19 protein-coding genes are annotated in these 22,907 nt (G+C 68.1%); 7 read left to right on the top strand and 12 right to left on the bottom strand.

The annotated features are described in order from the left end of the window. Complete coding sequence (locus G9473_RS07795; protein WP_291138102.1) at positions 1-1,362, bottom strand: serine hydrolase; 1,362 nt, start codon at positions 1,360-1,362, stop codon at positions 1-3. Positions 1,363-1,545: 183 nt separating this feature from the next. Here G9473_RS07795 and G9473_RS07790 point away from each other — a divergent pair, with 183 nt between their 5' ends. Further along, positions 1,546-3,972 (top strand): TonB-dependent receptor, encoded by a 2,427-nt coding sequence (locus G9473_RS07790; protein WP_291138099.1) that lies wholly within the window; start codon positions 1,546-1,548, stop codon positions 3,970-3,972. Between the two features lie 71 nt (positions 3,973-4,043). Here G9473_RS07790 and G9473_RS07785 read toward each other — a convergent pair whose 3' ends face one another. From G9473_RS07785 to G9473_RS07765, 5 genes are read right to left on the bottom strand one after another with little or no spacing between them, the layout of a single operon-like run. After that, on the bottom strand, positions 4,044-5,042 hold the full coding sequence (locus G9473_RS07785) for an ornithine cyclodeaminase family protein (protein WP_291138096.1): 999 nt from the start codon (positions 5,040-5,042) through the stop codon (positions 4,044-4,046). Positions 5,043-5,045: 3 nt separating this feature from the next. Further along, the gene (locus tag G9473_RS07780) at positions 5,046-5,573 is read right to left on the bottom strand and encodes a cupin domain-containing protein (protein WP_291138093.1); all 528 of its coding nucleotides are present in this window, start codon (positions 5,571-5,573) and stop codon (positions 5,046-5,048) included. Between the two features lie 12 nt (positions 5,574-5,585). Beyond that, on the bottom strand, positions 5,586-6,395 hold the full coding sequence (locus G9473_RS07775; protein WP_291138090.1) for an alpha/beta fold hydrolase: 810 nt from the start codon (positions 6,393-6,395) through the stop codon (positions 5,586-5,588). Then, the gene (locus tag G9473_RS07770; protein ID WP_291138087.1) at positions 6,389-7,879 is read right to left on the bottom strand and encodes an aldehyde dehydrogenase family protein; all 1,491 of its coding nucleotides are present in this window, start codon (positions 7,877-7,879) and stop codon (positions 6,389-6,391) included. Before G9473_RS07770 ends, G9473_RS07775 begins: the two co-directional genes overlap by 7 nt. A 3-nt stretch (positions 7,880-7,882) precedes the next feature. Then, entirely contained in the window at positions 7,883-9,292 is a 1,410-nt protein-coding gene (locus G9473_RS07765; protein ID WP_291138084.1) for an MFS transporter, read from the bottom strand. 118 nt (positions 9,293-9,410) lie between these two features. Between G9473_RS07765 and G9473_RS07760 the strand changes: the two genes are divergently transcribed. Then, complete coding sequence (locus tag G9473_RS07760) at positions 9,411-11,024, top strand: FAD-binding oxidoreductase (RefSeq protein WP_291138081.1); 1,614 nt, start codon at positions 9,411-9,413, stop codon at positions 11,022-11,024. Continuing rightward, entirely contained in the window at positions 11,021-12,172 is a 1,152-nt protein-coding gene (locus G9473_RS07755) for an FAD-dependent monooxygenase (protein ID WP_291138079.1), read from the top strand. Before G9473_RS07760 ends, G9473_RS07755 begins: the two co-directional genes overlap by 4 nt. 3 nt (positions 12,173-12,175) lie before the next feature. On the opposite strand, the gene G9473_RS07750 is transcribed toward G9473_RS07755, so the two are convergent. Together G9473_RS07750 and G9473_RS07745 are read right to left on the bottom strand one after the other, a co-directional pair. Next, positions 12,176-13,261, bottom strand: a complete 1,086-nt coding sequence (locus G9473_RS07750; RefSeq protein WP_291138076.1) for a class I SAM-dependent methyltransferase — start codon at positions 13,259-13,261, stop codon at positions 12,176-12,178. Beyond that, a complete protein-coding gene (locus G9473_RS07745; protein WP_291138073.1) occupies positions 13,258-13,662 on the bottom strand; it encodes a hypothetical protein in 405 nt (134 codons plus the stop codon). Before G9473_RS07745 ends, G9473_RS07750 begins: the two co-directional genes overlap by 4 nt. Positions 13,663-13,808: 146 nt before the next feature. Between G9473_RS07745 and G9473_RS07740 the strand changes: the two genes are divergently transcribed. From G9473_RS07740 to G9473_RS07730, 3 genes are read left to right on the top strand one after another with little or no spacing between them, the layout of a single operon-like run. Further along, a complete protein-coding gene (locus tag G9473_RS07740; RefSeq protein ID WP_291138070.1) occupies positions 13,809-15,701 on the top strand; it encodes an AMP-binding protein in 1,893 nt (630 codons plus the stop codon). 16 nt (positions 15,702-15,717) lie between these two features. After that, positions 15,718-16,824 (top strand): NAD(P)-dependent alcohol dehydrogenase, encoded by a 1,107-nt coding sequence (locus G9473_RS07735; protein ID WP_291138067.1) that lies wholly within the window; start codon positions 15,718-15,720, stop codon positions 16,822-16,824. After that, complete coding sequence (locus tag G9473_RS07730) at positions 16,821-18,236, top strand: FAD-dependent oxidoreductase (protein ID WP_291138065.1); 1,416 nt, start codon at positions 16,821-16,823, stop codon at positions 18,234-18,236. The genes G9473_RS07735 and G9473_RS07730 overlap by 4 nt, the downstream gene beginning before the upstream one ends. A 6-nt stretch (positions 18,237-18,242) precedes the next feature. On the opposite strand, the gene G9473_RS07725 is transcribed toward G9473_RS07730, so the two are convergent. Together G9473_RS07725 and G9473_RS07720 are read right to left on the bottom strand one after the other, a co-directional pair. Next, entirely contained in the window at positions 18,243-19,061 is an 819-nt protein-coding gene (locus tag G9473_RS07725) for an IclR family transcriptional regulator C-terminal domain-containing protein (RefSeq protein ID WP_291138062.1), read from the bottom strand. 113 nt (positions 19,062-19,174) lie between these two features. Beyond that, positions 19,175-20,410, bottom strand: coding sequence for a methylaspartate ammonia-lyase (locus tag G9473_RS07720; protein WP_291138060.1), 1,236 nt, complete (start codon positions 20,408-20,410; stop codon positions 19,175-19,177). A gap of 149 nt (positions 20,411-20,559) precedes the next feature. Here G9473_RS07720 and G9473_RS07715 point away from each other — a divergent pair, with 149 nt between their 5' ends. Further along, on the top strand, positions 20,560-21,453 hold the full coding sequence (locus tag G9473_RS07715) for an isocitrate lyase/PEP mutase family protein (protein WP_291138057.1): 894 nt from the start codon (positions 20,560-20,562) through the stop codon (positions 21,451-21,453). Here the strand turns inward: G9473_RS07715 and G9473_RS07710 are convergent, their stop codons facing one another. Then, entirely contained in the window at positions 21,454-21,768 is a 315-nt protein-coding gene (locus G9473_RS07710; RefSeq protein ID WP_291138054.1) for a hypothetical protein, read from the bottom strand. Then, complete coding sequence (locus G9473_RS07705) at positions 21,765-22,907, bottom strand: methyltransferase domain-containing protein (RefSeq protein ID WP_291138051.1); 1,143 nt, start codon at positions 22,905-22,907, stop codon at positions 21,765-21,767. The genes G9473_RS07710 and G9473_RS07705 overlap by 4 nt, the downstream gene beginning before the upstream one ends.

Below are 22,907 nucleotides of genomic sequence, written 5' to 3'. Positions count from 1 at the left end.
CTATTCCTGGGGTTCGGGAAGCGGCTCGCCCGCAAGGCGCGCCGCGTCGCGGATGAGGAGGTTGGGCAGGACCGTGTTGTCCCAGGCCATGTCCTTGGGCGGGGCGCTGCCGGTCCGCAGCACGATCATGCGCTGCGAGGGGATCATGTAGACCACCTGGTTGCCGTTGCCGTCGAACAGGGTGAGGTCACGGTCGAGATAGGGCTCCGAATGGGCGACCTTGCCGTAGGGCACACTCGGATGGGCGAAGCCGCGTTCGGGGACGTAGGGCCCTGCGACCCACACGCCCATGCCGTAATGCGGGTTCTCGTCGGTCGCGGTACGCATGGCCTCGGCATAGCCTTCTGGCAGCAGCCGCTCGCCCTCCCACTCGCCGTCGTTCATCACCAGCATCGCCATGCGCAGCCAGCTTTGCGCGGGCAGCATCAGGCAGCAGCCCGAATGGGCCGTCCCGCCCTCGCGGTTGACCCACACCTCCCCGCCGGACGCGCCGATGGGTTCGAGCAAGGCCTCGGTCAGATACTCGGAATAACGCATCCCCGTCGCGCGCTCGATGACCGGCGCGACCAGTTCGGAATTGGCGTTCGAATATTCGTAGCGCGTCCCCGGCTCATGGGTGAGCGGGTAGTCGTTGATGATGACCTCGTCGTGGCGCGGGTGGAGGTAGGCGCGGTTGAGGATGTCCTCCGGCTCGCGCGAGAAGCCCTGCGGCAGGAGCCCCGTGCGCATATCGAGCAGGTGGCGCACGAGGATTTTCTCGCGCTGTGCATCGCCCTGCCATTCGGTGATGAAATCCGCCACCGGCTGGTCGAGCGAGGCGATATGCCCCTGCATGATCGCGCGACCGACGAGCAGCGCGGTGACCGGCTTGGCGAGCGAGCGCGAGACGATCGGCGTGTCGCGCGTCGTCTCGCCGAAATAGGTCTCGTGCTGGATCGCCCCGTCCTTCATCACGATGAAGGCGCTCGAATTGCGCGCGGCGGCGTAGCTTTCCGCCTCGGCCAGCGCCTCGGCCGACAGCGCGGGCCGTTCGGCGCGCGGGAGCGGCTGCGGGTCGCTCGCGCCCGCGACCGGCTCGAGCGGGTCGTAGGAACCGAGCCCTGCGCCGGTGCGCGCGGCTTCGAGCAGCTGGTTGAAGCGAGCGAGATAGAGCGCCTCGTCCTCGGGCGGGTAAGCCGTGCGGCTCTCCGCCTCGGCCATGGCGGCGGGTGCGGGGGCGGGCGCGGCAATGTCCTGCGCGCCGCTGTCCTGCGCGCACGCGCCCGCGGCCAGCGCGCCTGCAAGGATCGCGACGCCGCTGGCGCTCACCAGCCTGCGGGCGGGGTGCGGACGGCTCGGGATGCGAAGCGAGGCGTGTTCCATATCGTGTGCGTAAGCCCTCGTGCGATAACCGAAACCTAGCGAAAGGCTTTGCCGCTTCAGGTCCATGACCCTCATTTGACCGCCAGTCGGAGAGTTTCGACGCATCGCGGCGACACATTGTTACAGTGAGCGTCATTTTCGATGCCGGGGTCGCACCCAATGCGAGACAACGGGGAGCATATCATGACGCGCTTCACACGGGGAACGGGCGGACGTCAGGCAAGCATCGGAGCCATCGCGACGGCACTGGCGCTGGTCGCACCGCAGGCGGCCAACGCGCAGGACATGGAAGAGGCCGAGGCCGAAACCGAGCGGCCGTCGAACACCATCATCGTCACGGCGCGCAGCCGGGCGGAAGACATCCAGGACGTGCCGATCGCGATCACGGCGTTCGGCGAAGAGGACATCGACCGCCGCTCGCTGCAGGAACTCGACGACGTCGCCCGCTTCACGCCCGGCTTCAGCTTCGAGGATTTCTCCGGCGGCTTCGCCCAGCCGGTCATCCGCGGCCAGGCGACGACCCGCGTGACCGCGCTCGAATCGAACGTCTCGACCTTCTTCGACGGGATCTACATCCCGCGTTCCTGGGCGGTCGATCTCGGCACGGTGAACCTGTCGCGGATCGAGATCGTCAAGGGCCCGCAAAGCGCGCGCTACGGGCGCAACGCGTTCTCGGGCGCGATCAACTACATCCCGAAAAAGGCTGAGATGACCGGCGAGATCGACGGCGAACTGACCGCCACGGTCGGCTCGGACGAACGCTATGACGGCGGCATCTTCATCAACCTGTCGCCGGTCGAGAATTTCGCGATCGCGGCGAGCTACAATTATTCGAGCTTCGACGGGACGTGGGACAACGTCCATCCCTTCGCCGATACGCTCAATGCGGACGGGCCCAGCACCACCGGCAATGTCGGCGGCTGGGAGAACGAGGCGCTGTCGGTCAGCGCGGCGGCGGAAATCGCGCCGGGCATCACGCTCAATGCCTCCTACAATTACTTCGACGTCAGCCAGGAGGCGCGCGCCTCGCGCTATTTCGCCGATTCGACCGGCGGCATCCTCGATCCCTCGCGCAGCCTCGCGCTCGAACCGATCACCAATGCGGGCGCGCTGCGCTTCGGCAATTTCCCGCTTCTGGCGGGCGAATTTCCCGATCCCGGCGATGCCGTCGCGGTCGATCCGCGCAGCTTCGCCAACCAGTCCGAAACCGGCATCTTCCGGGCCGAGATCAACGCCGAGATCACTTCGGACCTCACCTTCAACTACATCTTCGGTAACGTGAACGGCGATGTGAACATCGGCACCAGCGGCGAGCCGGACCCGATCAATTGCGGCACGGTCGTCAACATCGTCACCCCGCTGTGCAACTTCCAGCAGACCCCGGTGGGCAGCATAGATTACGACACGCACGAAGCGCGGCTGACCTTCGACAACAGCCAGATCCGCGCCTCGGTCGGCGGCTTCGTGTCGGACGGGAGGGACATCAACCGCTTCTCCAGCATCAACCTCCAGCCGATCACGGACGCGAACAATTTCCAGCCGCTGCTCGGAACGCCGGTTCCCAATCTCAACCCGTTCGGGCCGTTCAACATCCTGCTCGCGGACGAGAACACGCGCACCGAGGTCGTCTCGGTGTTCGGCGAGCTTTACTGGACCTCGTCCGACGGGCGGCTGACGCTGGGCGCGGAGACGCGTTATTCGGAAACCGAGATCACCGCGATCGACAACCGCCGGGCGGTGACTCTGAACGAGACCTTCGACGAGTTCACCCCGCGCTTCACCGTGGAATACGAATTCGACCAAGACATCCTGCTCTTCGCCACCGCCGCGCGCGGGGCCAAGGCGGGCGGCTTCAACGTCACCGCGCGCCGGATCGAGGACCGCACTTTCGATCCCGAAACCAACTGGACCTACGAAGCGGGCATCAAGAGCGCGTTCCTCAATGGCGACCTGATCTTCAACGCCTCGGTCTTCTACACCGACTGGAGCGACATCCAGATCAACGCCGCCGACGAGGACCCGGACAACCCGGCGGATCCCAACGTGCCCAACATCACCGTCAATCTCGGCGATGCGGAAGTCTACGGGATCGAGCTTGCGACGCGCTGGCAGGCGACCGACAATTTCAGCCTCGATGCGACTTTCAGCCACACCGAGGCGACCTATGGCGACGGCACGGTCGACAGCCGCTTCAGCCGCGGCGTGCCGGGCGTGACGGTTCCGTGCGACAACGTGGTGTGCAACACCAACGGCAATGTCGGCGGCAACGAGGTCGAGCGCACCCCGCCGACCCAGGCTTCCTTCGGGGCGCAGTGGGACGGCGAATTCGGGGACGGGAACAGCTATTTCCTGCGCGGCGATGCGAGCTGGCAGAGCGAGTTCTTCGGCGACAGCGCGAATGTCTCGATCATTCCCGACCGTTTCCTCGTCAACGCGAGCGCGGGGCTGACCTTCGACGATCGCTATTCGGTGCGGATCTGGGCGAGGAACCTGCTCGACGAGACCTACACCTCGAACGCCTTCATCGTGCTGCTGCCCTTCGGCAACACCTTCGGCCAGTTCTTCGGCGAGAGGCGCACTTTCGGCGCGACCGTGACGGCGGATTTCTGAGCCTTCTGCGGGCTTGAGGTGGGAAGGGGCGACATCGTGGGATCGATGCCGCCCCTTCTCTTTTCTGCGCCTCAGGCGAGCAGGTCGATTGCGGTCCCGGCGCCCTCGGCCTCGGCCATGCGCCATACGGCGTGGGCGGCGGCAAGGTCTTGTGCTGCGACGCCCAGCGACTTGTAGCAGGTGATCTCGTCGGACGAGGTCCGGCCGAGTGCGGGGTCCGCGGCGACTTCGCCGATCTCGGCGAGGATGTGCTTTTCGGTGACGACGCCGGCCTCGATCGCTGCGAGAAGTTCGCCCGCAGCCGCCATCGCGGCCTCGCGGTAATCGACGAAGAAGCGCATCCGGCGGACCGCTTCGTGATCGATCTCGGCGGTGGTCGGGATCGCAGAGCCGACGAGGTTCACGTGTTGCCCGGCCTCGAGGTCGGCCCCGAAAAGCACCGGCTCCTTGGCCGAGGTGGTGGTGCAGATAATGTCCGCGCCGCGCGCCGCTTCGGCCACGCTCGATGCGGGCTCCACCGGCACGCCGAAGCGCGCGCTGGCCTCTCCGGCGAAGACCGCAACGCGCGCTGCATCGCGCCCCCACACCCGCACCCGCTCGATGTCGCGGACCGCCTGCATCGCAGGGATATGCCGCATCGCCTGTTCGCCGTTGCCGATGATGGCGAGCGTCCTCGCGTCCGCGCGCGCGAGGAGGTCGGTCGCAAGCGCGCTCGCCGCCGAAGTGCGGATCGCGGTGAGCGAGGAGCCTTCGACCATGGCGAGAGGCACGCCCTTTGCGCTATCGAACAGCATCACCATGCCGACATGGGTGCCGAGCGGGTCGTCGTGAGGCCGTTCGTACTTGCACACCAGCTTGATACCGAAACTCGCGTCCTCCTCTTTACCCGCCGTTCCGAGCGAGCCGGGCATCAGCGCGAGCTTTCCGGCGGCTCCCGGCACGGGCATGAACTGGCGGATGGGGAGCGAGACGTCGCGGCGCGACACGGCGATCATCGCATCGCGCATGACGGGGACGCAGGCATCGACCGGGAGCAGGCGCTCGACCTCGGATTGGGGGACGATGCGCATGGCTCAGCCTTGCGAGCGCGGCGGGAGAAAGCGCATCTTCGCCATGACCTCCTCGACATTGTCTGGCCGGTCGAACGGTTCGGGCATGGCCTCGCCCGGCGCGCGGTCGCGCCCGATGGCGTAGAACCAGTCCTCCAGCCCGGGCGGGAAGAACACCCAGAACATCTTCATGTCGGTGTCGCCGGTGTTCTTGATCCAGTGGGTGCAGTTGCGCGCGAAGAGGATCGTCGTGCCGGGACCGAACGCGGTCACCTCGCCGTCGATATCGACCTCGCCCGTGCCTTCGTAGACGAAGACGAGTTCGTGGTTCTGCCTGTGCCCGTGCTCGCGCACCATGCCGCCCGGAGGCATGACCTGTATTCCCGACGAGAACGTGTCGTAGGGCATATTGTCGGGCGTCAGGTTGACGGTGACATAGCCCCGGCTCGGCATGGGCTGCCACAGCGAGCGGCCCTCGTCCGGGCCGACGATGACCGAGCGGCCTTTCGTGATGTGGCCTTGCGGCGGGTGCGGATCGGGTTCGCTTGCCATGAGGGTCTCCTCTCAAGCCTTCAGGTAGTCGAGCACGGCCTCGTTATAGACGTCCGTCACCACGCGCGGGCAGAAATGGCCGCCGTGATCGAGCAGGTGCTCCTTTGCATCCGGGATCAGCCGGGCGAGTTCCTGGGTGAAGCCGGGCGGGGTGATCTGGTCGTCCATCGCGCCGATGCAGAACGTCGGAACGGTGATTTCGTGCAGGCGGCTGCGCAGGTCGTGGGTATAGACCGCGTTGATGCGCGACAGCTCGACTTCCAGCCCCGGGAAGGCGGCGAGGCGTTCCTCCATGAAGGCGCGCGCGCTTTTCATCTGCGGCTGGAGATAGCGGCTCGGCATGGCGAGGTATGTGCCGGTGGTGAGATAGGCCAGCGGGCCGCAGGAGATGAGGATCTCGCGCCGGGTGCGGAACAGCTCGGTAAGATAGGTGTCCGGCCCCGCCCAGCTGCACGAAAGGACGAGGCGTTCCAGCCGCTCCGGGTCGGACAAGGCGATATGCTGCCCGATCGCCCCGCCGGTCGAATGGCCGACCAGCCGGACTTTCTCCAGCCCCAGCCCGTCCATCAGCGCGAGCACGTCGCGTGCCATGTGCTCGGCGCCGTAGACGACCTTGTCAGGCGTCGAATTGCCGCAGCCGCGGTGGTCGAAGGAGATGACCGTGAAGTGATCCGCGAAAGCCGCGACCTGCTCGGACCAGAACGCCCCGCGCCCGCCGAGCCCGGCGACGAGCAGGACCGGCGGGCCGCTTCCCGTTATCTCGGTATGGATTTCCGCGTCACCCACATCGACGCGGCGGATTTCCGGCGCTGCGCTCACCATGCCGACTTGAGCTGGGCGAAGACCGACTTGGTGTTGAGATAGAGTTCCAGCCCCTCGCGGCTGTTCTCGCGCCCGATGCCGGACTGCTTGTAGCCGCCCAGCGGCACGTCCCAGTCCGCCCCCATCGCGGTGTTCACGCCGAGGATGCCCGCCTTGATCTTCTTCGCCATGGTGTGCGCGGTGGTCATGTCCTTCGTCCACACGCAGCCCGCAAGGCCGTAAGTGCTGTCATTGGCGAGCGCGATCGCCTCGTCCTCGCTCGTGAAGGTCTGGGTGACGAGGACGGGGCCGAAGATTTCCTCGCGCACCACGGTCATGTCGTTGGTGGTGTCGGCGATCACCGTGGGTTCGAGGAAATAGCCCTCATTGCCGTGCCGCCGGCCGCCGCTGACGATCCGCGCGCCTTCCGCCTCGCCCTTCTGGACGTAGCTCGTCACGCGGTCGAACTGCTTCTGGCTGACGAGCGGGCCGATCATGCTTTCCTCGTCGAGGCCGGGAGCGATCTTCATGTTGCGCCCGAACTCGGCGATGCCCTCGATCACGGTGTCGGCGACGTCCTCGTGCACATAGAGCCGCGAGGGCGCGGTGCAGGTCTGCCCGCTGTTGTAGAAGATGCCGAGCGCGCTCGCCGGGATCGCCGCTTCGAGGTCGGCGTCGGGCATGATGATGTTGGGCGACTTGCCGCCCAGTTCGAGGCTGACCTTCTTCAGCCCCTCGGCGGCGGCGTGGGCGATCACCTTGCCGGTCGCGGTCGAACCGGTGAAAGCGATCTTGTCGATCCCCGGATGGTGGACGAGCGCGTTGCCGACCGTGTGGCCGTAGCCTGTGACGATGTTGAGCACGCCTTCGGGAAGGCCGGCTTCGACCATGATCTCGCCCAGCCGCAGCGCGGAAAGCGAGGTGTCCTCGGCGGGCTTGAGCACGGCGGTGCAGCCCGCGGCAAGGCAGGGGCCGAGCTTCATCGCCGCCATGACGAGCGGGTAGTTCCACGGCACGACCAGCGCGGCGACGCCGACCGGCTCGCGAACCGTGTAGACGTGGTGTTCGCCCGGCATATTGATCGAATGGGTGGTCCCGTGGATCTTGTCCGCCCAGCCGGCGTAATAGCGGATCGCGCCGATCGCGGCCTGGACATCCATGCGCGCGAAATTGATCGGCTTGCCGTTGTCGAGCGTTTCGAGCTGGGCGAGCTGCTCGGCGTGTTCCTCGACGGCATCGGCTATGCGGTAGAGCAGGAGCGCGCGCTCGCCCGGCTTCATCGTGCCCCACGGGCCTTCGTCGAAGGCGCGGCGGGCGGCCTTCACCGCGCGGTCCACGTCGGCCTCGGCGGCATCGGCGATCCGGGCGAGGGCGGCTCCGTCGGCGGGATTGATGACGGGGATGCCCGCATCCTGCGACGGGTCGGCCCAGTCGCCGCCGATCAGCATCTTCTTGTCGCCGCCGATGAAGGCGCGGGTTTCGGGGGCTAGGTCGATGACGGCCATTGGTCAGGTCTCCGCTGTCTGGGCCGCATCCAGCAGGGCCCGGTAGGGGCCGAGCGCGGCGGCGATGAAGGCAAGGCCCGCTGCCATGACGGCGGGCGCGGCGATGGCGAGCGAGAGGTCGATCGCGGCAGGATCCGCGAACACGCCGTCGGTCAGCCACGCGACGAGGATCGGCCCGGCCGAATAGCCGAGCAGGTTGGCCACCAGCAGGTAGACCGCGATCACCTGCGCGCGCATCCGGTTGGGGGTGATGAGCGGGAAGGTCGCGACCCCGGCTCCGAACGGCACGGTCCCGAAGGCAAGCACCGCGGCGAGCAGCGCGAGCGACAGCGCGCCGCCCTCGACCAGCGGAAAGGCGAGCGCGAAAGGCAGGGCGCAGGCGATCGCGCCCATCGACAGCTTGAGCGTCGCATCGCGCACACCGCGCAGCAGCAGCCTTTCCGCAAGGAATCCGCCCGCGACCACGCCCAGCGGCCCCGTCGCCATGACCACCGGGCCCAATGCCTGCCCGACCTCGAGCTGGGTCCAGCCATGCGTGCGGATGAAGAAGCTGGGCGCCCACGCCCCGATCCCGAACTGCGCCGCGGCGAAGCTGGAAAAGCCGAAAAAGAGCGGGAGGTAGACTGCGGCATGGGCCTTGAGGAAGGTGAGGATCTCGAACGCGGAAGGGTTGTCTTCGGGCGGCGGGGCGAGCGTGTCCGGCTGGCGCGCGGGCTCGCGCACGAACAGCAGGATGAGGACGAACAGCGGCACGCTGAGCGCGGCGATGGCGAAGAAGGTGAGCTGCCAAGGCTCGAACGTGCCGAAGGGCAGCGTCATCGGACCCGCCGCCTCGAGGCTCGCATAAAGCGCCCCGCCGATCACCAGCGCGAGGCCCGACCCGATGAAGCCCGACCCGGTGAAAACGCTGAGAGCGGCGGGCAGACGGGCCTTTTCGAAACAGTCGGCGATCATCGAGAAGCCGGCGGGGCTCAGGGTCGCCTCGCCGATGCCGATCAGCATCCGCGCGATGAACAGCACCGCGAAGCCGGCGGCGAAACCGCTCATGAAAGTCGCGCCCGACCAGCACACGAGGCCGCCCAGGATCACCCACTTGCGGTTGGACCGGTCCGCCACCCACGCCAGCGGTATGGCGAGGACCGCGTAGAGCAGCGCGAAGGAGAAGCCCTGCAGAACGCTGATCTCGACGTCGGTAAGGCCGAGGTCGGCCTTGATCGGCTCGACCAAGAGGTTGAGCACTTGGCGGTCGATATAGCTGACGATCGCGGCGAGCGAGAGGATGCCCGCAACGCTCCACGCGCGTGCAAGCGAGGGGAGAGGGGGCGCCTCGCTGCGCTCGGCGGGGGGCGCAGGCGCTCCGGGCGCGGGCGCGCTCTCGGCAAGGAGGGCAGGGCTGGTCGCCGCGTCGGACATGGGCACGGGCCTAGCGCAGCAGCGCAAGCGCGCATGGGAATGCGGCGATATATCCGAAGGGTGGAGATTGCGGCGCGGCTCCTCGCCGGGATTGGGGCGAGGGCTAACGATAGGCGGCATGAATGCATCCGCCCCTGCCCCAGCACCCGACGATGCGCCCGGTGCAGGCGTGCCCGACGCGGACGTGCTCGTCGCCGGGCTGGAGGCGCTGCTCGGGGCCGAAGCGGTCGAAGCGCGCGAGGAAGAACGCCGTTTCGCGGTGCAGGACCTGTTCTTCGAAGGCGCGCTGCCGCTGGCGGTGGTCTCGCCGGGATCGACCGAAGCGGTGAGCGAACTGGTGCGCTGGTGCGCCGCGCAGGGCGTCGCGATCGCCCCGCGCGGCGGGGGGATGAGCTACACCGACGCCTTCCAGCCGCGGGCAGGCCGTTCGGTCGTGCTCGATTTTTCGCACCTTGCCGCGATCCGCAGCATTGATGCGGCGGACGGCAACGTGACCGTCGAGGCGGGCTGCACCTGGGCCGCGCTCGACGAGGCGCTTGCCGCGCACGGCATGAGGGCGCGCTTCTGGGGGCCGATGTCGGGGCGCACGGCGACCATCGGCGGTTCGCTCAGCCAGGGCTCGGTGACGTTCGGATCGGGCGAGGCGGGGGCTTCGGCCAATGCGGTCAAGAGCTTCGAGATCGTCACCGGCACCGGCGAGGTGGTGCACACCGGCTCCGACGGGAGCACCGGGACCGGGCCGTTCAATCGCAATTTCGGACCCGACCTCACCGGCATCTTCGCAAACGACGCGGGCGCGCTGGGGATCAAGACCGCCGCCACGCTCGAGATCGAACCGCGCCCGCAGAAGGTCGACGGGGTTTCCTTTGCGGTCGACAGTTTCGAGGTGATGGCGGACCTGCTGCGCGAAGTGCGGCTGCGGCGGCTGGCGAGCGAGATCATCGCGATGGACGCCGAAGTCGCGCGCCAGAACGCCGGGCCGCCGAACCTCAGGGAAGACGTGAAGGCGCTGCTGCGGATCGGCCGTTCGGCGGGGAGCGTGCCGAGCGCTTTGTCGCGCATGGCCCGGATTGCCCTTGGCGGGCGGCGCTTTCTCGAAGGCGCGCTCTACACCGTGCATTTCGTGGTCGAGGGGCGCGACGCGCTGGAAATCCGCAGCCGCCTTTCGGCGATCCGGGCGCTGGCGGGGAAGGCGCGCGAGATCGTCAACACCGTGCCCTTGGCGACGCGCGCGACGCCTTTTCCCGAGCTTCCGGTGACGCATCCGGACGGGCGGCGGCTGCTGCCGATCCACGGGGTGCTCGCCGACAGCCGGATCGCCGAATTCCACCGCGATTACCTCGCGCTGAAAGGCGATTTCGCCGCGCGGATGGAGGCGGCGGGCGTGACGCTGGCCGAATTCTTCGCCGGAGTCGCGGGGGCGGGGACGCTGTACGAACCCGTGTTCTACTGGCCCGACAGCGCGATGCTCTATCACAAGCGCCGCACGCCCGCTTATCTGGGCGGCATCGCGCAGGAATACCCCGACAATCCCGAGGCGCGCGCGCTGGTGCGCGAAATGGTCGGGCAGATCGTCCTGCTGATGCGCGCGCACGGGGCCACGCATTTCCAGCTCGGGCGGCTCTATCCCTATGCCGAAACGCGCGAGGGCGAGGCGGGGCGGCTGCTGCGCGATCTCAAGCAGCGGCTCGACCCGCACGGCATCCTCAATCCCGGGGCGCTCGGCCTGTGAGGATCGCGATCATCGGCGGCGGGGTCGGCGGGCTGACCGCGGGGATCGCGCTGCGACAGGCCGGTTTCGACCCTGTCATCTACGAGCGCGCGGAAGCCTTCGGCGAAGTCGGGGCGGGGATTTCCCTGAGCCCCAATGCGGTCAAGGGGCTGGAGGCGCTGGGCCTCGGCGCTTTCCTCGAGGCGCACGCGAACGAGCCGCTCGACCAGTTCCTGTTCCACTGGCAGACCGGCGAGGAATTGCTGCGCTACGACCGCCGCAGGACGCGCGGGACCTATGGCGGGGCCTATTACCAGATGCACCGCGCGGACCTCCTCGCCGGGCTGATCGAGGCTTTCGGCGGCGATTGCGTGATGGGCGCGGGCCTTGAGCGGATCGAGCAGGATGCGCCCTGCGTGCGGCTTGCCTTCGAGGACGGGCGCGAGGCCGAGGCCGACGTGGCGATCGCCGCCGACGGGTTGCGCTCGGCGGTGCGCGGGATGCTGTTCGACGCTGCGAGCCCGCGCTTTTCCGGCCATGTCGCGTGGCGCGCGCTGATCCCGGCGGAGCGGCTGCCGCAGCGCGCGAGCGAGCCTGCCAGCGTCAATCACATCGGCCCCGGAAGGAACCTCGTCACCTACCCGGTGCGCGGGCGCGCGCTCGTCAACATGGTCGCGCTGACCCGCTCCGACGAATGGGCCGAGGAGAGCTGGAACGCCCGCGCCGCCCCGCATGAACTCGCCGCGCTGTTCGACGGCTGGACCGGCTACGTGCGCGAGGTCATCGACGCGATTCCCGCCGACGCGCTCTATCGCTGGGGCCTGTTCGTGCGCGAGCCGCTGGCGAGTTGGGTGAGCGGGCGCATCGCCCTCTTGGGCGATGCGGCGCATCCGATGCTGCCTTACATGGGGCAGGGGGCAAGCTCGACGATCGAGGACGCGGTGGTGCTGGGGCGCTGCTTCGCCGCCGCCCCTGCGGACCCGGGCGAGGCGCTGCGGCTTTACGAGGCGGCCCGGATCGCTCGCGCCTCTTTCCTGCAGTCCGAAAGCAATCTCGGCGGCGACCGGCTGCAGGCGCTCGACCCCTATGCGCTGCGCGACAATCCGCCCCAGAACGAAGACGCGCTCGGCATCTTCAGCTACGACCCGGCGCGCTGCGAACTGGCGTGACGCTCAGGCCGGCTTGGTCGCGACGATCGACTGCAGGAAGGTGTTGCTCAGGCCCGGCCCGTCAGCGACCTCGAAGCCCGCTTCGGCAATGATCCCGCGGAAATCGGCAGCGACGAAATCGGGCGAATAGGGCTCGCAATTGTTGCGGCTGTCATAGTCGACGAGGAAGCGGGTCGAGGCGCTGACCTGTCCCTTGTCGTTGCTGGGGAATTCGTAGATCGTGAACGTCCCGCCGGGGCGCAGCACGCGGTAGGTCTCGGCGAGGATTTCCCGCATTTTCTGCACCGGCACTTCGTGAAAGACGATGTAGCTCAGCACCATGTCGAAGCTGTCCGCATCGAAGCCCGTGTCCTCGGCCAGAGCCTGCTTGAAATGGACTTCCTTGCCGTGGTCGAGCGCGCGGGCGTGGGCATAGCGGATCATCGGCTCGCCGACATCGAGACCCCACACCTCGGCCTCTGGGAAGCGGTCCTTCAGCAGCGTCGTCGCCTGCCCGATGGAACAGCCGATGTCGAGCACGCGTTCGACCTTGCCATCGGCGGGCGGGGTGGCGCGCTCGACCAGTTCGGCGTGAAGCTCGTCCTGGTCGTTGAAGCCCTCGTAGAAGACCTTGGTCCCGTAGTGATAGACGACGCCGCCCAGCGGATCGTCGGTGTAGCCGCCCGGCTGGCAGTGGATTTCGCGGCGGGTGTATTCGGGCGGCGTGAAATCGGGGTCGATATGGAGCCGCTCGGGCGCTTTCGCCGCGGCTTCCTCCATCCATGCCATCAGGCTGTCGGCATCGCGCACGAAGCTTTCGCGGGTGCGCCGCCACATCATTTCCTGCTGTGTGCGCACGAAACGCTGGAAAGTGGGCGTCACCGGGTTTTCGCCGAAGATGCGCTGGATTTCCTCGAGCGGCACGGTTCCGTTCTCGGCCTTGACGGCGCCGCTTTCCATCGCCTGCGCGAGCCGCACCTCGCCGTGTTCGGCGACCTTGGGAAACATCTGCTGGATCGCGAGCCGCCGGAACGAGGTGATGAATTCGAGATAGCTTTCATCGGCGAGCGTGGTGGGGCGGGGTGTGACCCCGATCATGCCTCGGTTCATGTCTCGTCTCCTGTCTCGGTCGGGCCTGACTCGGATGGGCCTGACTCGGATGGGCCTGACTCGGATGGGGTCGCGAGCGGCGCGGGTCCGCGCGGGGTGGGACGGCGCAGGAAGGCGCCGAACACGCGGTCGACCAGCGCCATGCGTTCCTTCTCGCGCCGGGCGATTTCCTCGGCCGAAGGAACGTGCGCCTCGATCGCGTCCGATACCTCGATGCCCTTTTCGGCAAGCACGGTCTCGAGCACGTTGACGCGGTCGTGATAGGTCCACACCGCAGCCGAAAGTTCGAGCAGCGCATCGAGGATATTGTCGATCACGACATCGTCGAAATAGGCCTTGCCCGGCCCGCCGATCTCTTCGCCGAGCGTTTCGGGAACGTCGATTGCGGGTTTGTCGTCCATGCCTTGCGCCGATCTCCTTGTCTTCGTGGCGGAAGCTACCAGCACACCCCCGTCCGGCGGCAGGGGGCTGCGCGCACTATTCGCCCAACGGATAATGGCGGGCGCGGCGGCCTTGTGCAAAAGGAGCCACGGATAAGGAGAGGGAAATGACCAAGCCGCCGTCCTACGCAAAGATTCACGCCCGTTCGATCGCCGAGCCCGAAGCCTTCTGGGCCGAGCAGGCCGAACGGCTCGACTGGCACCGGCGCTGGGACCGGGTGCTGGGCCGACCCGAGGATGACGACGCGCAGCCGATCCCGCGCTGGTTCGTCGGCGGCGAGATCAACGCCTGCCACAATTGCGTCGACCGCCATGTCGAGGCGGGGCATGGCAGCGATCCCGCGCTGCTTTACGAAAGCCCGGTGACGGGAACCTCGCGCACTCTCACATTCGCCGACCTGAAGGACGCGACCGCGCGATTGGGCGGGGCGATGCGGGCGATGGGCGTTGAAAAGGGCGACCGGGTGCTCGTCTATATGCCGAACTCTCCGCAAGCCGTGATCGCGATGCTCGCCTGCGCGCGGATCGGCGCGGTCCATTCGGTCGTCTTCGGCGGCTTCGCGGCGCGCGAACTGGCGAGCCGGATCGACGATGCCGCGCCCAAGGTGGTGCTCGCGGCGAGCTGCGGGATCGAGGGGGCGAAAGTGCTGCCCTACCAGCCGATTTTGCGCGAGGCGCTCGGCATTGCGGCGCATCGTCCGGATGCCTGCATCTACTGGCAGCGCGAGCAACACCGGGCCGACCTCAGGGTCGGCGAGCATGACTGGGACGCGGTTTGCGCCAGCGCCGAGCCTGCCGAATGCGTGCCCGTGGCGGCGACCGATCCGCTCTACATCCTCTACACCTCGGGCACCACCGGCGCGCCCAAGGGGATCGTGCGCGACACCGGCGGGCATCTCGTGACGCTGCTGTGGAGCATGACCGGCATCTATGCCTGCCCGCCGGGCGAAGCCTTCTGGGCGGCGAGCGATGTCGGCTGGGTCGTGGGGCACAGCTACATCTGCTACGCGCCGCTGCTGAACCGTAACCCCAGCGTCATCTTCGAGGGCAAGCCGGTCGGCACGCCGGACGCGGGCGTGTTCTGGCGGATCATCGAAAAGCACCGCGTGCGCAGCTTCTTCACAGCGCCCACCGCGATGCGCGCGATCAAGCAGGTCGACCCGCAGGGCGAATTCGCGAAGGCCGCGGACCTGTCGAACCTCAGGACCGTCTTCCTCGCCGGAGAGCGGACCGATCCGGCCACGCTCGAATGGACGAGCGAGCTGCTCGGTGTCCCCGTCATCGACCACTGGTGGCAGACCGAGACGGGCAGCGCGATCACCGCGAACCCGGCGGGTATCGAGCTGATGCCGATCAAGCCCGGTTCCTCGACCGTGGCAATGCCCGGCTGGGATCTCGCCTGCCTCGACGAGGAGGGCGAGGAGGTGCCTGTCGGAACCACCGGCGCGATCGTCGCGCGCCTGCCGCTCCCGCCCGGCTTCACTCCCGGCCTGTGGAACGCGCCCGACCGGTTTCGCGCGGCCTATTTCGAGCGCTTTCCCGGTTGCTACCTCACCGGCGACAGCGGCTTCATCGACGAGGACGGCTATCTCCACATCATGGCCCGGATCGACGACGTGATAAACGTCGCGGGCCACCGTCTGTCCTCTTCCGCGATGGAGGAAGTGCTGGTCGCCCATCCGGCGGTCGCCGAATGCGCGGTGATCGGCATGGCGGACGAATTGAAGGGGCAGGTTCCCGTCGGCTTCGTCGTGCTCAAGGCGGGCGCGGACATGGCGGAGGAGGAGCTCGCCGCCGAGCTGATCGCTGCCGTGCGCTCCGTGATCGGCCCGGTCGCCGCGTTCAAGCGGGTCCATGTGCTCACCCGCCTGCCCAAGACCCGCTCGGGCAAGATCCTGAGGAAGACGATCCGCGAGATCGCCGACCGCGAGGAGCCCAAGGTGCCGCCGACCATCGAGGATGCGGGCGTGCTCGGCGAAATCGAGGCGATCTTCGCGTGACAGGACGCGCCGCCTGATGCCGCGCGCTATCAGGGCGGCGATAAGTCCGGGCGGCGGCGCGGTCCCGGTGATCGAGGAGCTGATGCTCGCCGATCCGCTCCCGGACGAGGTCGTGCTGCGCGTCGAGGCGGCGGGCATCTGCCACACCGACCTCGGCGTGGGCGCGTGGAGCACCGAGCCGCGCGTGCTCGGCCACGAGGGCGCGGGGACGGTGATTGCGACCGGCAAGGCTGTGACGCGGCTGAAGAAAGGCGACCGGGTCGCGGCAAGTTTCGGATATTGCGGGGCCTGCCCCAATTGCACCGGGGGGCGGCCGGCCTATTGCTTCGACGGGATCGCGCTCAATCTCGAAGGCGCGCGGGCGCAACCGTCGCTCACCCGGCCCGACGGCACGCCTGTGCAGGGCGCTTTCTTCCAGCAGAGCTGCTTTGCCACCCATGCGCTTGCGACCGAGCGCAATTGCGTGAAGCTCCCCGACTGGCTCGACGCGCCCATCGCAGCGCCTTTCGGCTGCGGGATCCAGACCGGGGCGGGGGCGGTGTTCAACCAGCTGGGCGCGCTGCCCGGCCGTCCGTTGCTGGTGATTGGCGTGGGCGCGGTCGGGTGTGCTGCGATCATGGCCGGGCGGATCATGGGCTGCGATCCGGTGATCGTGGTCGAGCCGCTCGCCGCGCGGCGCGAGCTAGCGCTGTCGCTGGGGGCGAGCCACGCTTTCGACGGGTCCGATGCGGGCTGGAGCGCGCAGGTGGTCGAGCTCACCGGTGGCGGCGCCACCGCCGCGCTCGATACGGCGGGCAAGCAGGCGACCTTCGAGGCCGCGCTCGGTGCGCTCCATTCGGGCGGGACGCTTGGCGTGCTGACCCTGCCCGGTGCCTTCGAGGAGCCCGTGTCCCATCCGGGCGGGGTCGACTTCCTGACCAAGCGGATCGTCGGCGTGATCGAGGGCGACGCTGTCCCCGAAACCTTCCTGCCGCGCCTGTTCGCCTATCACGGCGGAGGCGACCTGCCGGTCGATCGCCTGATCGCCACCTATCCCTTCGCCGAGATCGCCCGCGCCTTTGCCGATGCGGCGAGCGGCGCGGTGATCAAGCCTGTCCTGACCTTCGAGGAGGAACACGTATGACCGAAACCCGCGTGATCCGCACCGACAGCGTGGAGACCATCGCCCACATTCCCGTCATCGTGATCGGCGGCGGCGGCACGGGCCTCACCGCGGCGCTCGCCGTGCGCGATGCGGGGGCCGATGTGCTGGTGGTCGAGCGCGACGGCCAGCCGATGGGCACCACCGCGATGTCGACCGGCCTCATCCCCGCCGCCGGGAGCCGCATCCAGCGCGCCAAGGGCGTTGAAGACTCCCCCGAGCAATTCGCCGCCGACATCGTCGCCAAGACGAAAGGCGCGGTGGACACCGCACTGGTCGAGCGCCTCACCCGCGAATCCGCGCGCACGGTCGACTGGCTGGTCGAAAGCCACGGCATCGGTCTCAGCCTCGTCGAAGGCTTCACCTATCCCGGCCATTCCGCTCTGAGAATGCACGGGATGCCGTCGCGCTCCGGCTCCGAACTGATGGGCGCGCTGGCGAGCGCCTGCGAGGATGCGGGCGTCGACATCCTGACCGACAGCCTCGTCGATACGCTCTATGTCAACGCCGAGGACCGGGTGATCGCCATTGCCGCCACACGGCCCGACGGCGCGCGCGACGTGATCGGGTGCGATGCCGTGATCCTCGCCTGCTGCGGCTTCGCGGGCAATCAGGCGATGGTTTCCGAGCTCATCCCCGAACTCGAACACGCGACCTTTCACGGCCATCCGGGCAACAAGGGCGATGCGATTGCCTGGGGCCGCGAGATGGGCGCGGCAATGGCCGACCTTTCCGCCTACCAGGGGCACGCAGGGCTCGCCGCGGGATACGGCATCCCGATCCTGTGGCCGCTGATCGCCGAGGGCGGGATACAGGTGAACCGCGCCGGAGAGCGCTTCGCCAACGAGGCTTCGGGCTATTCCGAGCAGGCGGTCGAGGTGCTGCGGCAGGAAGGCCATGTCGCCTGGAGCATCTACGATGAACGCCGGCACGAGATCATGTGCCAGTTCGACGACTACCAGCAGGCGCGCGCGGCCGGGTGCCTGATGCGCGCGGACAGCCTTGCCGAGCTTGCCGAAAAGGCAGGGATCGACGCGGCCGGGCTGGAGGCAAGCGTGGCCGAAACGCACCGCCTGATCGAAAGCGAAGAGCGCGATCGTTTCGGTCGGAGCTTCGCGGGCAAGGCCCCGCTCGAAGCGCCGTTCTACGCGGTACGGGTGACGGGCGCGCTGTTCCATACGCAGGGCGGGCTCGAGGTCGACGGCCATGCGCGGGTAATGCGCGCCTCGGGCCAACCTTTCCCCAATCTCTACGCGGGCGGCGGCGCGGCGCGCGGGATTTCGGGGCCGGGGGCGGATGGATACCTCGCGGGCAATGGCCTGCTGACCGCGACGACGCTGGGACGGCTCGCGGGCGAGCACGCCGCCGCCTCGCTGGTGCGCGAACCGGCCTGAGCGCGCCTATTCCGCGGCTTCGGCTGCGCCCGGCGCGCCGCCGGAAAGCTCTTGCAGGCTGCCCCGGATCGCGCGCGCGGTCGCCTGAAGAGGCGCGAGGTATTTCTCCGCCGCCTCGTTCGCGCTCATCGCGCTGACGAAATAGATGAGGCCCAGCGCCCCGATCAGCCGGTCCTCGCCATCGAACAGCGGCACCGCGATGCTCGAGGTCTTGCCCGGATCGGCGTTGTAGACGTTGCGCACCTGCAGCGCATAGCCTTCGCGGCGGATCTTCTGGAGCATATAGTCGTCGCTCAGCAGCAGCAGGCCCATGTTCGAGGCTTCGGTCTCGATCGCCTTCCAGCCTTCGACGATGGCGCTGCGCTCCTCCTCGTCGCAGAAGGCGAGATAGACCTTGCCGGTGGCGCATTCGGCGATCGGGAGGGTGTAGCCGGGGTAATAGTGCGAGAAGGTGAGCGAGGTCATCTTGTGGGTGGAATCGCGCACCATCATGCGCGTGCCGACGCGGGTGACGAGTGAGATCGGCCAGCCGACATCCTTGCACAGCGCCTCGATATGGTCGCGGCCTGCAGCGACGAGCTGGTCTTCGTTCTGGAAGCCGGTCGAAAGCGTCTTGACCAGCGATGTCACGCGGTAGCGCTTTCTTGCCGGTTCCTTTTCGATGAGCCCTTCGTGCTGGAGCGTCTGCACGATGCGGCAGGCGGTGGGGTAGGGAACCTCCGCCGCGCGGGCGATGCCCATCATCGAGATCGGCCCGTCGCGGTTGATCGCGGCCAGCACCGCGAGCCCGCGGCTGATTGCCCTGATCGGTACGCCTCTTTCCATCTATCGCCTGTTCCCCTGCGCGCGGCCTTGAGGCCGGTCGCATCCGACCTGCGATCCCAACAAGCCAAAAGGTGTAGAGCAATCCCGCCGCTTGGGGAAGGGGCGCTCCCGCTTCAGCCGGCGCGCGCCGCGATTTCGGCGAGCGCGCGGGCCTGTTCGTTGCCGACGATGGTCAGCCCCTCGTTCACGCCCATCCCCGGTTTCGCGAGCATCATGCTGGCCCGCGCGGCGAGCGCAACGTGGACGCAGGCGCGCGCCGAATGGTCGGTCTCCGCGCTGGTCCCGCCGCAATAGGCGCCGATGCCCGCCTCGCGCGCAGCGCGGATCGCGCGGGCGGTGTCCATGAGGTCGCCGACATCGGGCGTCTTGACCTGGATGACGTGCGCGGCGCGCGCGGCGATGAAGGCTTCGATGTCGGCAAGCGTGTTGCAATGCTCGTCCGCGACCACGCGCGCCCGGTCGGTCAGCGTATCGAGCGTCTCGACGATTGCGGCATAGTTTTCGATGGTGGCCTGGCGCGAGCCGTAATCGACCGGGCATTCGATGTGGAGCGTGTGGTCGGGTATGTCCTCGGCGAGCCGGGCGATGAACTCGGCGACCGCGCGCGGCTCGGTCGAATGGCCAAGGCCGATCCAGCCATAGACGTCGAAATGGAGGACGGGCGTGTAACCCGGTTCGCCCAGCGCCCTGGTGCGCGCGGCGACCCAACGGACGTAGTCGATGAAAGTTGCCCCGTCCGGCCCGAACTTCTCCGCCGAGTTGATGAGGCCGTGGGGGAGGACATCGACGCCTTTGAGGATCATCGTGTCGACGGCGTTCCTGCGGTCGTCCCCGCTCTGGGCGAAGATCGGCACGGGCTCGCTCGGGGCGGGCAGGCCCATTGCCTCGGCGACCACTTCGGCGACGGTCACGCGCCTCGCATGGGCGGCGGCGCGCAGCAGCGCCTGGCTGGCGCCGTATTCGATCGCGAGCGGCAGGCGCGCTTCGCCCTCATGCGCAAAGGCAAACGCGCAGTTCTCCGGCCCCGCCGCCGCTTCCATGCCGATCAGGCGGGGGAGAAGCCGCTCGCGGCACACCGCCTCGATCTTCTCCGGATCGAACACAGGATCGCGCCCCGCCGCACCCGAATACTGGACGCTCACCATGTCGCCCCAGACCACCGCGCCGTCTTCGAGCACCAGCCCGATCCCGAGCGCGCGGGACGGCTCGCGCACGCGCTTGAAGCCCGGCGTCAGCGGCTCGCCGAGATAGGCCACGCCGTCCATTTCGCGCCCTGCCCGGATCGCCGCCTGATCGTCATAGAAGAACGCGCCGCGCGCGGGCGCGAAGATGACCTTGTCGATGCGCATGATTCCTTTCGCTTCGCCCAAGGTCCGGAAAAGACCAGCGCCCGGTGCGCGGCTATCCGACAGGCGAGCGCATCGGGGGGCCGGCCTCGCCGATTCGCGCTCACCGGCGCAATCGGCCTTCAGCGCCAGCACTGGGAGTAGAAAAAGCCATGACCACCACCCCCGCCAGCCCGCCACCGGCCCTGCGCGACGCGCTTGCAGCGGGCGAATTCTTCGTCGCGCCCGGAATGCACGACATGATCGCGGCGAAACTGGCGCGGCGCGCAGGCTTCGAGATCGGCTTCGCGAGCGGCTACTGGCTCACCGCCTCGGCCCACGGGCTGCCGGACGTGGGCCTTGCGACCTACACCCAGATGCTCGAGCGGGTGTCGACGCTGGTGCGCGCAAGCGAGGGCATGGCGATCATCGCCGACGCCGACACGGGCTATGGCGGGCTGCTCAACGTGCGGCACACCGTTCGCGGATACGAGGAGGCGGGGGTCGCCGCGATCCAGCTCGAGGACCAGGAATTCCCCAAGCGTTGCGGCCATTCGGAAGGCAAGAAGGTGGTCCCGCAAGAGGAAATGGTCGCGCGCCTCACCGTCGCCCGCGAGGCGCTGAGAGGCGAGACGCCCCCGCTCATCATCGCACGCTCGGACGCGAAGGCGCCCGAGGGACTGGATTCGATGCTGCGGCGGCTCGAGTCCTATGCCAAGGCAGGCGCGGACCTGCTGTTTCCCGAGGCGCTGGGGGACGAGGAGGAAATGCGCTTCGTCGCCGAGCGCCTGCCCGCGCCTGCCATCGTCAACATGGCGGACGGGGGCAACACCCGCATCCTGCCCGCCGCGACGCTTGCCGAAATGGGTTTTGCGGGCGCGCTGTTTCCCGCGACCACCGCGCTCGCCTCGGCGGCGGCAAGCATTCACGCTTTGAGGCGGCTGAAGGAAACGGGCACCAGCATCCACGAGGATGTCGAACTCTTCTCCTTCGCTGAGATGTGCAGCCTGATCGGCTTCGACGAGGTCTATGAACTCGACCGGCAGTGGGCCGGGCTCGCCGGGTAATCAGCTCCCCTTGGCGAGGCTTTCCATGATCGGGGCAAGGATCGCCTGGACCAGTTTCTCGCGCTCGGCGGCGCGCTTCGCTGCGTCCTCGCCGCCGGGTTCGTAACCGTCCGCCGCGCCCTTTTCGAGCGCGCCGCTTTCGACCAGCAGCGCCTCCAGCGTCGCGACCCGCTCGCGCGTGACCGACAGTTCCATCGCGACCGTCACCAGCCCGCGCAGCAGGTGTTCCTTCACCGGATCGTCGGTGAAGGTGGTGTTGCGCTCGCCCGGCCGCGGGCCTTCGGGGAAAGGCGCCCCGTTGTCTTCGGCGCTCATGCCGGCTTGCGCCCGCCGAAGAAGTGGTAGGCGGCCGGCCCGACCGATTCATAGGTGGCAAAGGCGGTGTCGGGATCGAAGCCCGCGGCGATGGCTTCGGCCTTCATATCGAGTTCCGCGAACCCGCTCCAGAAGGGTTCGCCATTGTGGCGCACCTGCCAGTGGTTCGTGACCTGCTTGATGAGCGGGACGCGGTGCGGCTGGTAGGGCACGTCGAGATGGCACACCAGCCCGCCGGGCCGCAGCAGCCGCCAGCTTTCCCGCATGATGTCCCTCGCCTGCGCCTTGCTCGTTTCGTGGAACATGATGATCGACACGATGAGGTCGAAGCTTTCGTCCGGGTAATGCGTCGCGCCCGCATCCATTTCGGCGAAATGGACCGGGACGCCTGCATCTTCCGCATAGGCGTGGGCGAAGCGGATGAAGGGCCGCGCGACGTCGATCCCGTGGACCTCGGCATCCGGCCATTCGCGCTTGTAGGCGAGCGTCTGCTCGCCCGTGCCGCAGCCCATGTCGAGCACGGCCTTGGGCTCGAGATCGGGCGCGTATTTGCGCGCGACCGCGGCGACGAAGCGGCCGAAGCTGTCGGCGGGCGGGCTTTCCCCGGCGGCCATGCCCTTGGCGATGCGGTAAAGCTCGACCGTGCCCGAATAATTGAGCGCCGCCTCGAGATCGTCCGCGCGCCTCTCGCGCCAGTAGCCGCCGGGCTGGCGGTGGATTTCCGTGGTGGCGACGGGGGCCTTGACCAGCAGTTCGTCGGAAAGGGCGATCGAGCCCTGCGCCGCGTTGCTGTCGCGGATCGCGCGATATTTCGCTACCTGCGCCTCGATCGTGCGGTCGGTCGTGACCTGCACCGCATCCCACAGCAGGTTCTGACTGTGGAAGGTGAGCGTGCCCCAGAGCTGGTAGAGCGGGTGGCCGGCGACCAGCGCCTCGGCCTCGGCGCGGGTTTCGGGCGGCTTGTCGGCGGCGGGGACGAGTTCCTCCTCGAACAGCGCAGCGAGCCGGTTCTCGACGTCGAAATTGACGAATTTCTTGAGCGCGCCGACGAAGCCCAACCGCGCGGCCTCGTCGTGATTGGGGGCAAAGCCGAAACCCGCCTCCTCCACATCCGGCGTCATGACGTCGTGCTTGCCCAT

Origin of the sequence: Erythrobacter sp., assembly GCF_011765465.1 — a bacterium.
In the GTDB taxonomy this organism is placed as follows: Bacteria; Pseudomonadota; Alphaproteobacteria; order Sphingomonadales; family Sphingomonadaceae; genus Erythrobacter.
This window is presented reverse-complemented; position numbering and strand designations above follow the sequence as displayed.

Bases quoted from the DNA above. Each gene is read 5' to 3' on its own strand.
- G9473_RS07790 (WP_291138099.1), top strand. From the start codon at position 1,546: ATGACGCGCTTCACACGGGGAACGGGCGGACGTCAGGCAAGCATCGGA.
- G9473_RS07720 (WP_291138060.1), bottom strand. From the start codon at position 20,410: ATGCGCATCGACAAGGTCATCTTCGCGCCCGCGCGCGGCGCGTTCTTC.
- G9473_RS07705 (WP_291138051.1), bottom strand. From the start codon at position 22,907: ATGGGCAAGCACGACGTCATGACGCCGGATGTGGAGGAGGCGGGTTTC.
- G9473_RS07740 (WP_291138070.1), top strand. From the start codon at position 13,809: ATGACCAAGCCGCCGTCCTACGCAAAGATTCACGCCCGTTCGATCGCC.
- G9473_RS07780 (WP_291138093.1), bottom strand. From the start codon at position 5,573: ATGGCAAGCGAACCCGATCCGCACCCGCCGCAAGGCCACATCACGAAA.
- G9473_RS07770 (WP_291138087.1), bottom strand. From the start codon at position 7,879: ATGGCCGTCATCGACCTAGCCCCCGAAACCCGCGCCTTCATCGGCGGC.
- G9473_RS07730 (WP_291138065.1), top strand. From the start codon at position 16,821: ATGACCGAAACCCGCGTGATCCGCACCGACAGCGTGGAGACCATCGCC.
- G9473_RS07775 (WP_291138090.1), bottom strand. From the start codon at position 6,395: ATGGTGAGCGCAGCGCCGGAAATCCGCCGCGTCGATGTGGGTGACGCG.
- G9473_RS07750 (WP_291138076.1), bottom strand. From the start codon at position 13,261: ATGAACCGAGGCATGATCGGGGTCACACCCCGCCCCACCACGCTCGCC.
- G9473_RS07725 (WP_291138062.1), bottom strand. From the start codon at position 19,061: ATGGAAAGAGGCGTACCGATCAGGGCAATCAGCCGCGGGCTCGCGGTG.
- G9473_RS07745 (WP_291138073.1), bottom strand. From the start codon at position 13,662: ATGGACGACAAACCCGCAATCGACGTTCCCGAAACGCTCGGCGAAGAG.
- G9473_RS07795 (WP_291138102.1), bottom strand. From the start codon at position 1,362: ATGGAACACGCCTCGCTTCGCATCCCGAGCCGTCCGCACCCCGCCCGC.
- G9473_RS07760 (WP_291138081.1), top strand. From the start codon at position 9,411: ATGAATGCATCCGCCCCTGCCCCAGCACCCGACGATGCGCCCGGTGCA.
- G9473_RS07715 (WP_291138057.1), top strand. From the start codon at position 20,560: ATGACCACCACCCCCGCCAGCCCGCCACCGGCCCTGCGCGACGCGCTT.
- G9473_RS07710 (WP_291138054.1), bottom strand. From the start codon at position 21,768: ATGAGCGCCGAAGACAACGGGGCGCCTTTCCCCGAAGGCCCGCGGCCG.
- G9473_RS07765 (WP_291138084.1), bottom strand. From the start codon at position 9,292: ATGTCCGACGCGGCGACCAGCCCTGCCCTCCTTGCCGAGAGCGCGCCC.
- G9473_RS07785 (WP_291138096.1), bottom strand. From the start codon at position 5,042: ATGCGCATCGTCCCCCAATCCGAGGTCGAGCGCCTGCTCCCGGTCGAT.
- G9473_RS07735 (WP_291138067.1), top strand. From the start codon at position 15,718: ATGCCGCGCGCTATCAGGGCGGCGATAAGTCCGGGCGGCGGCGCGGTC.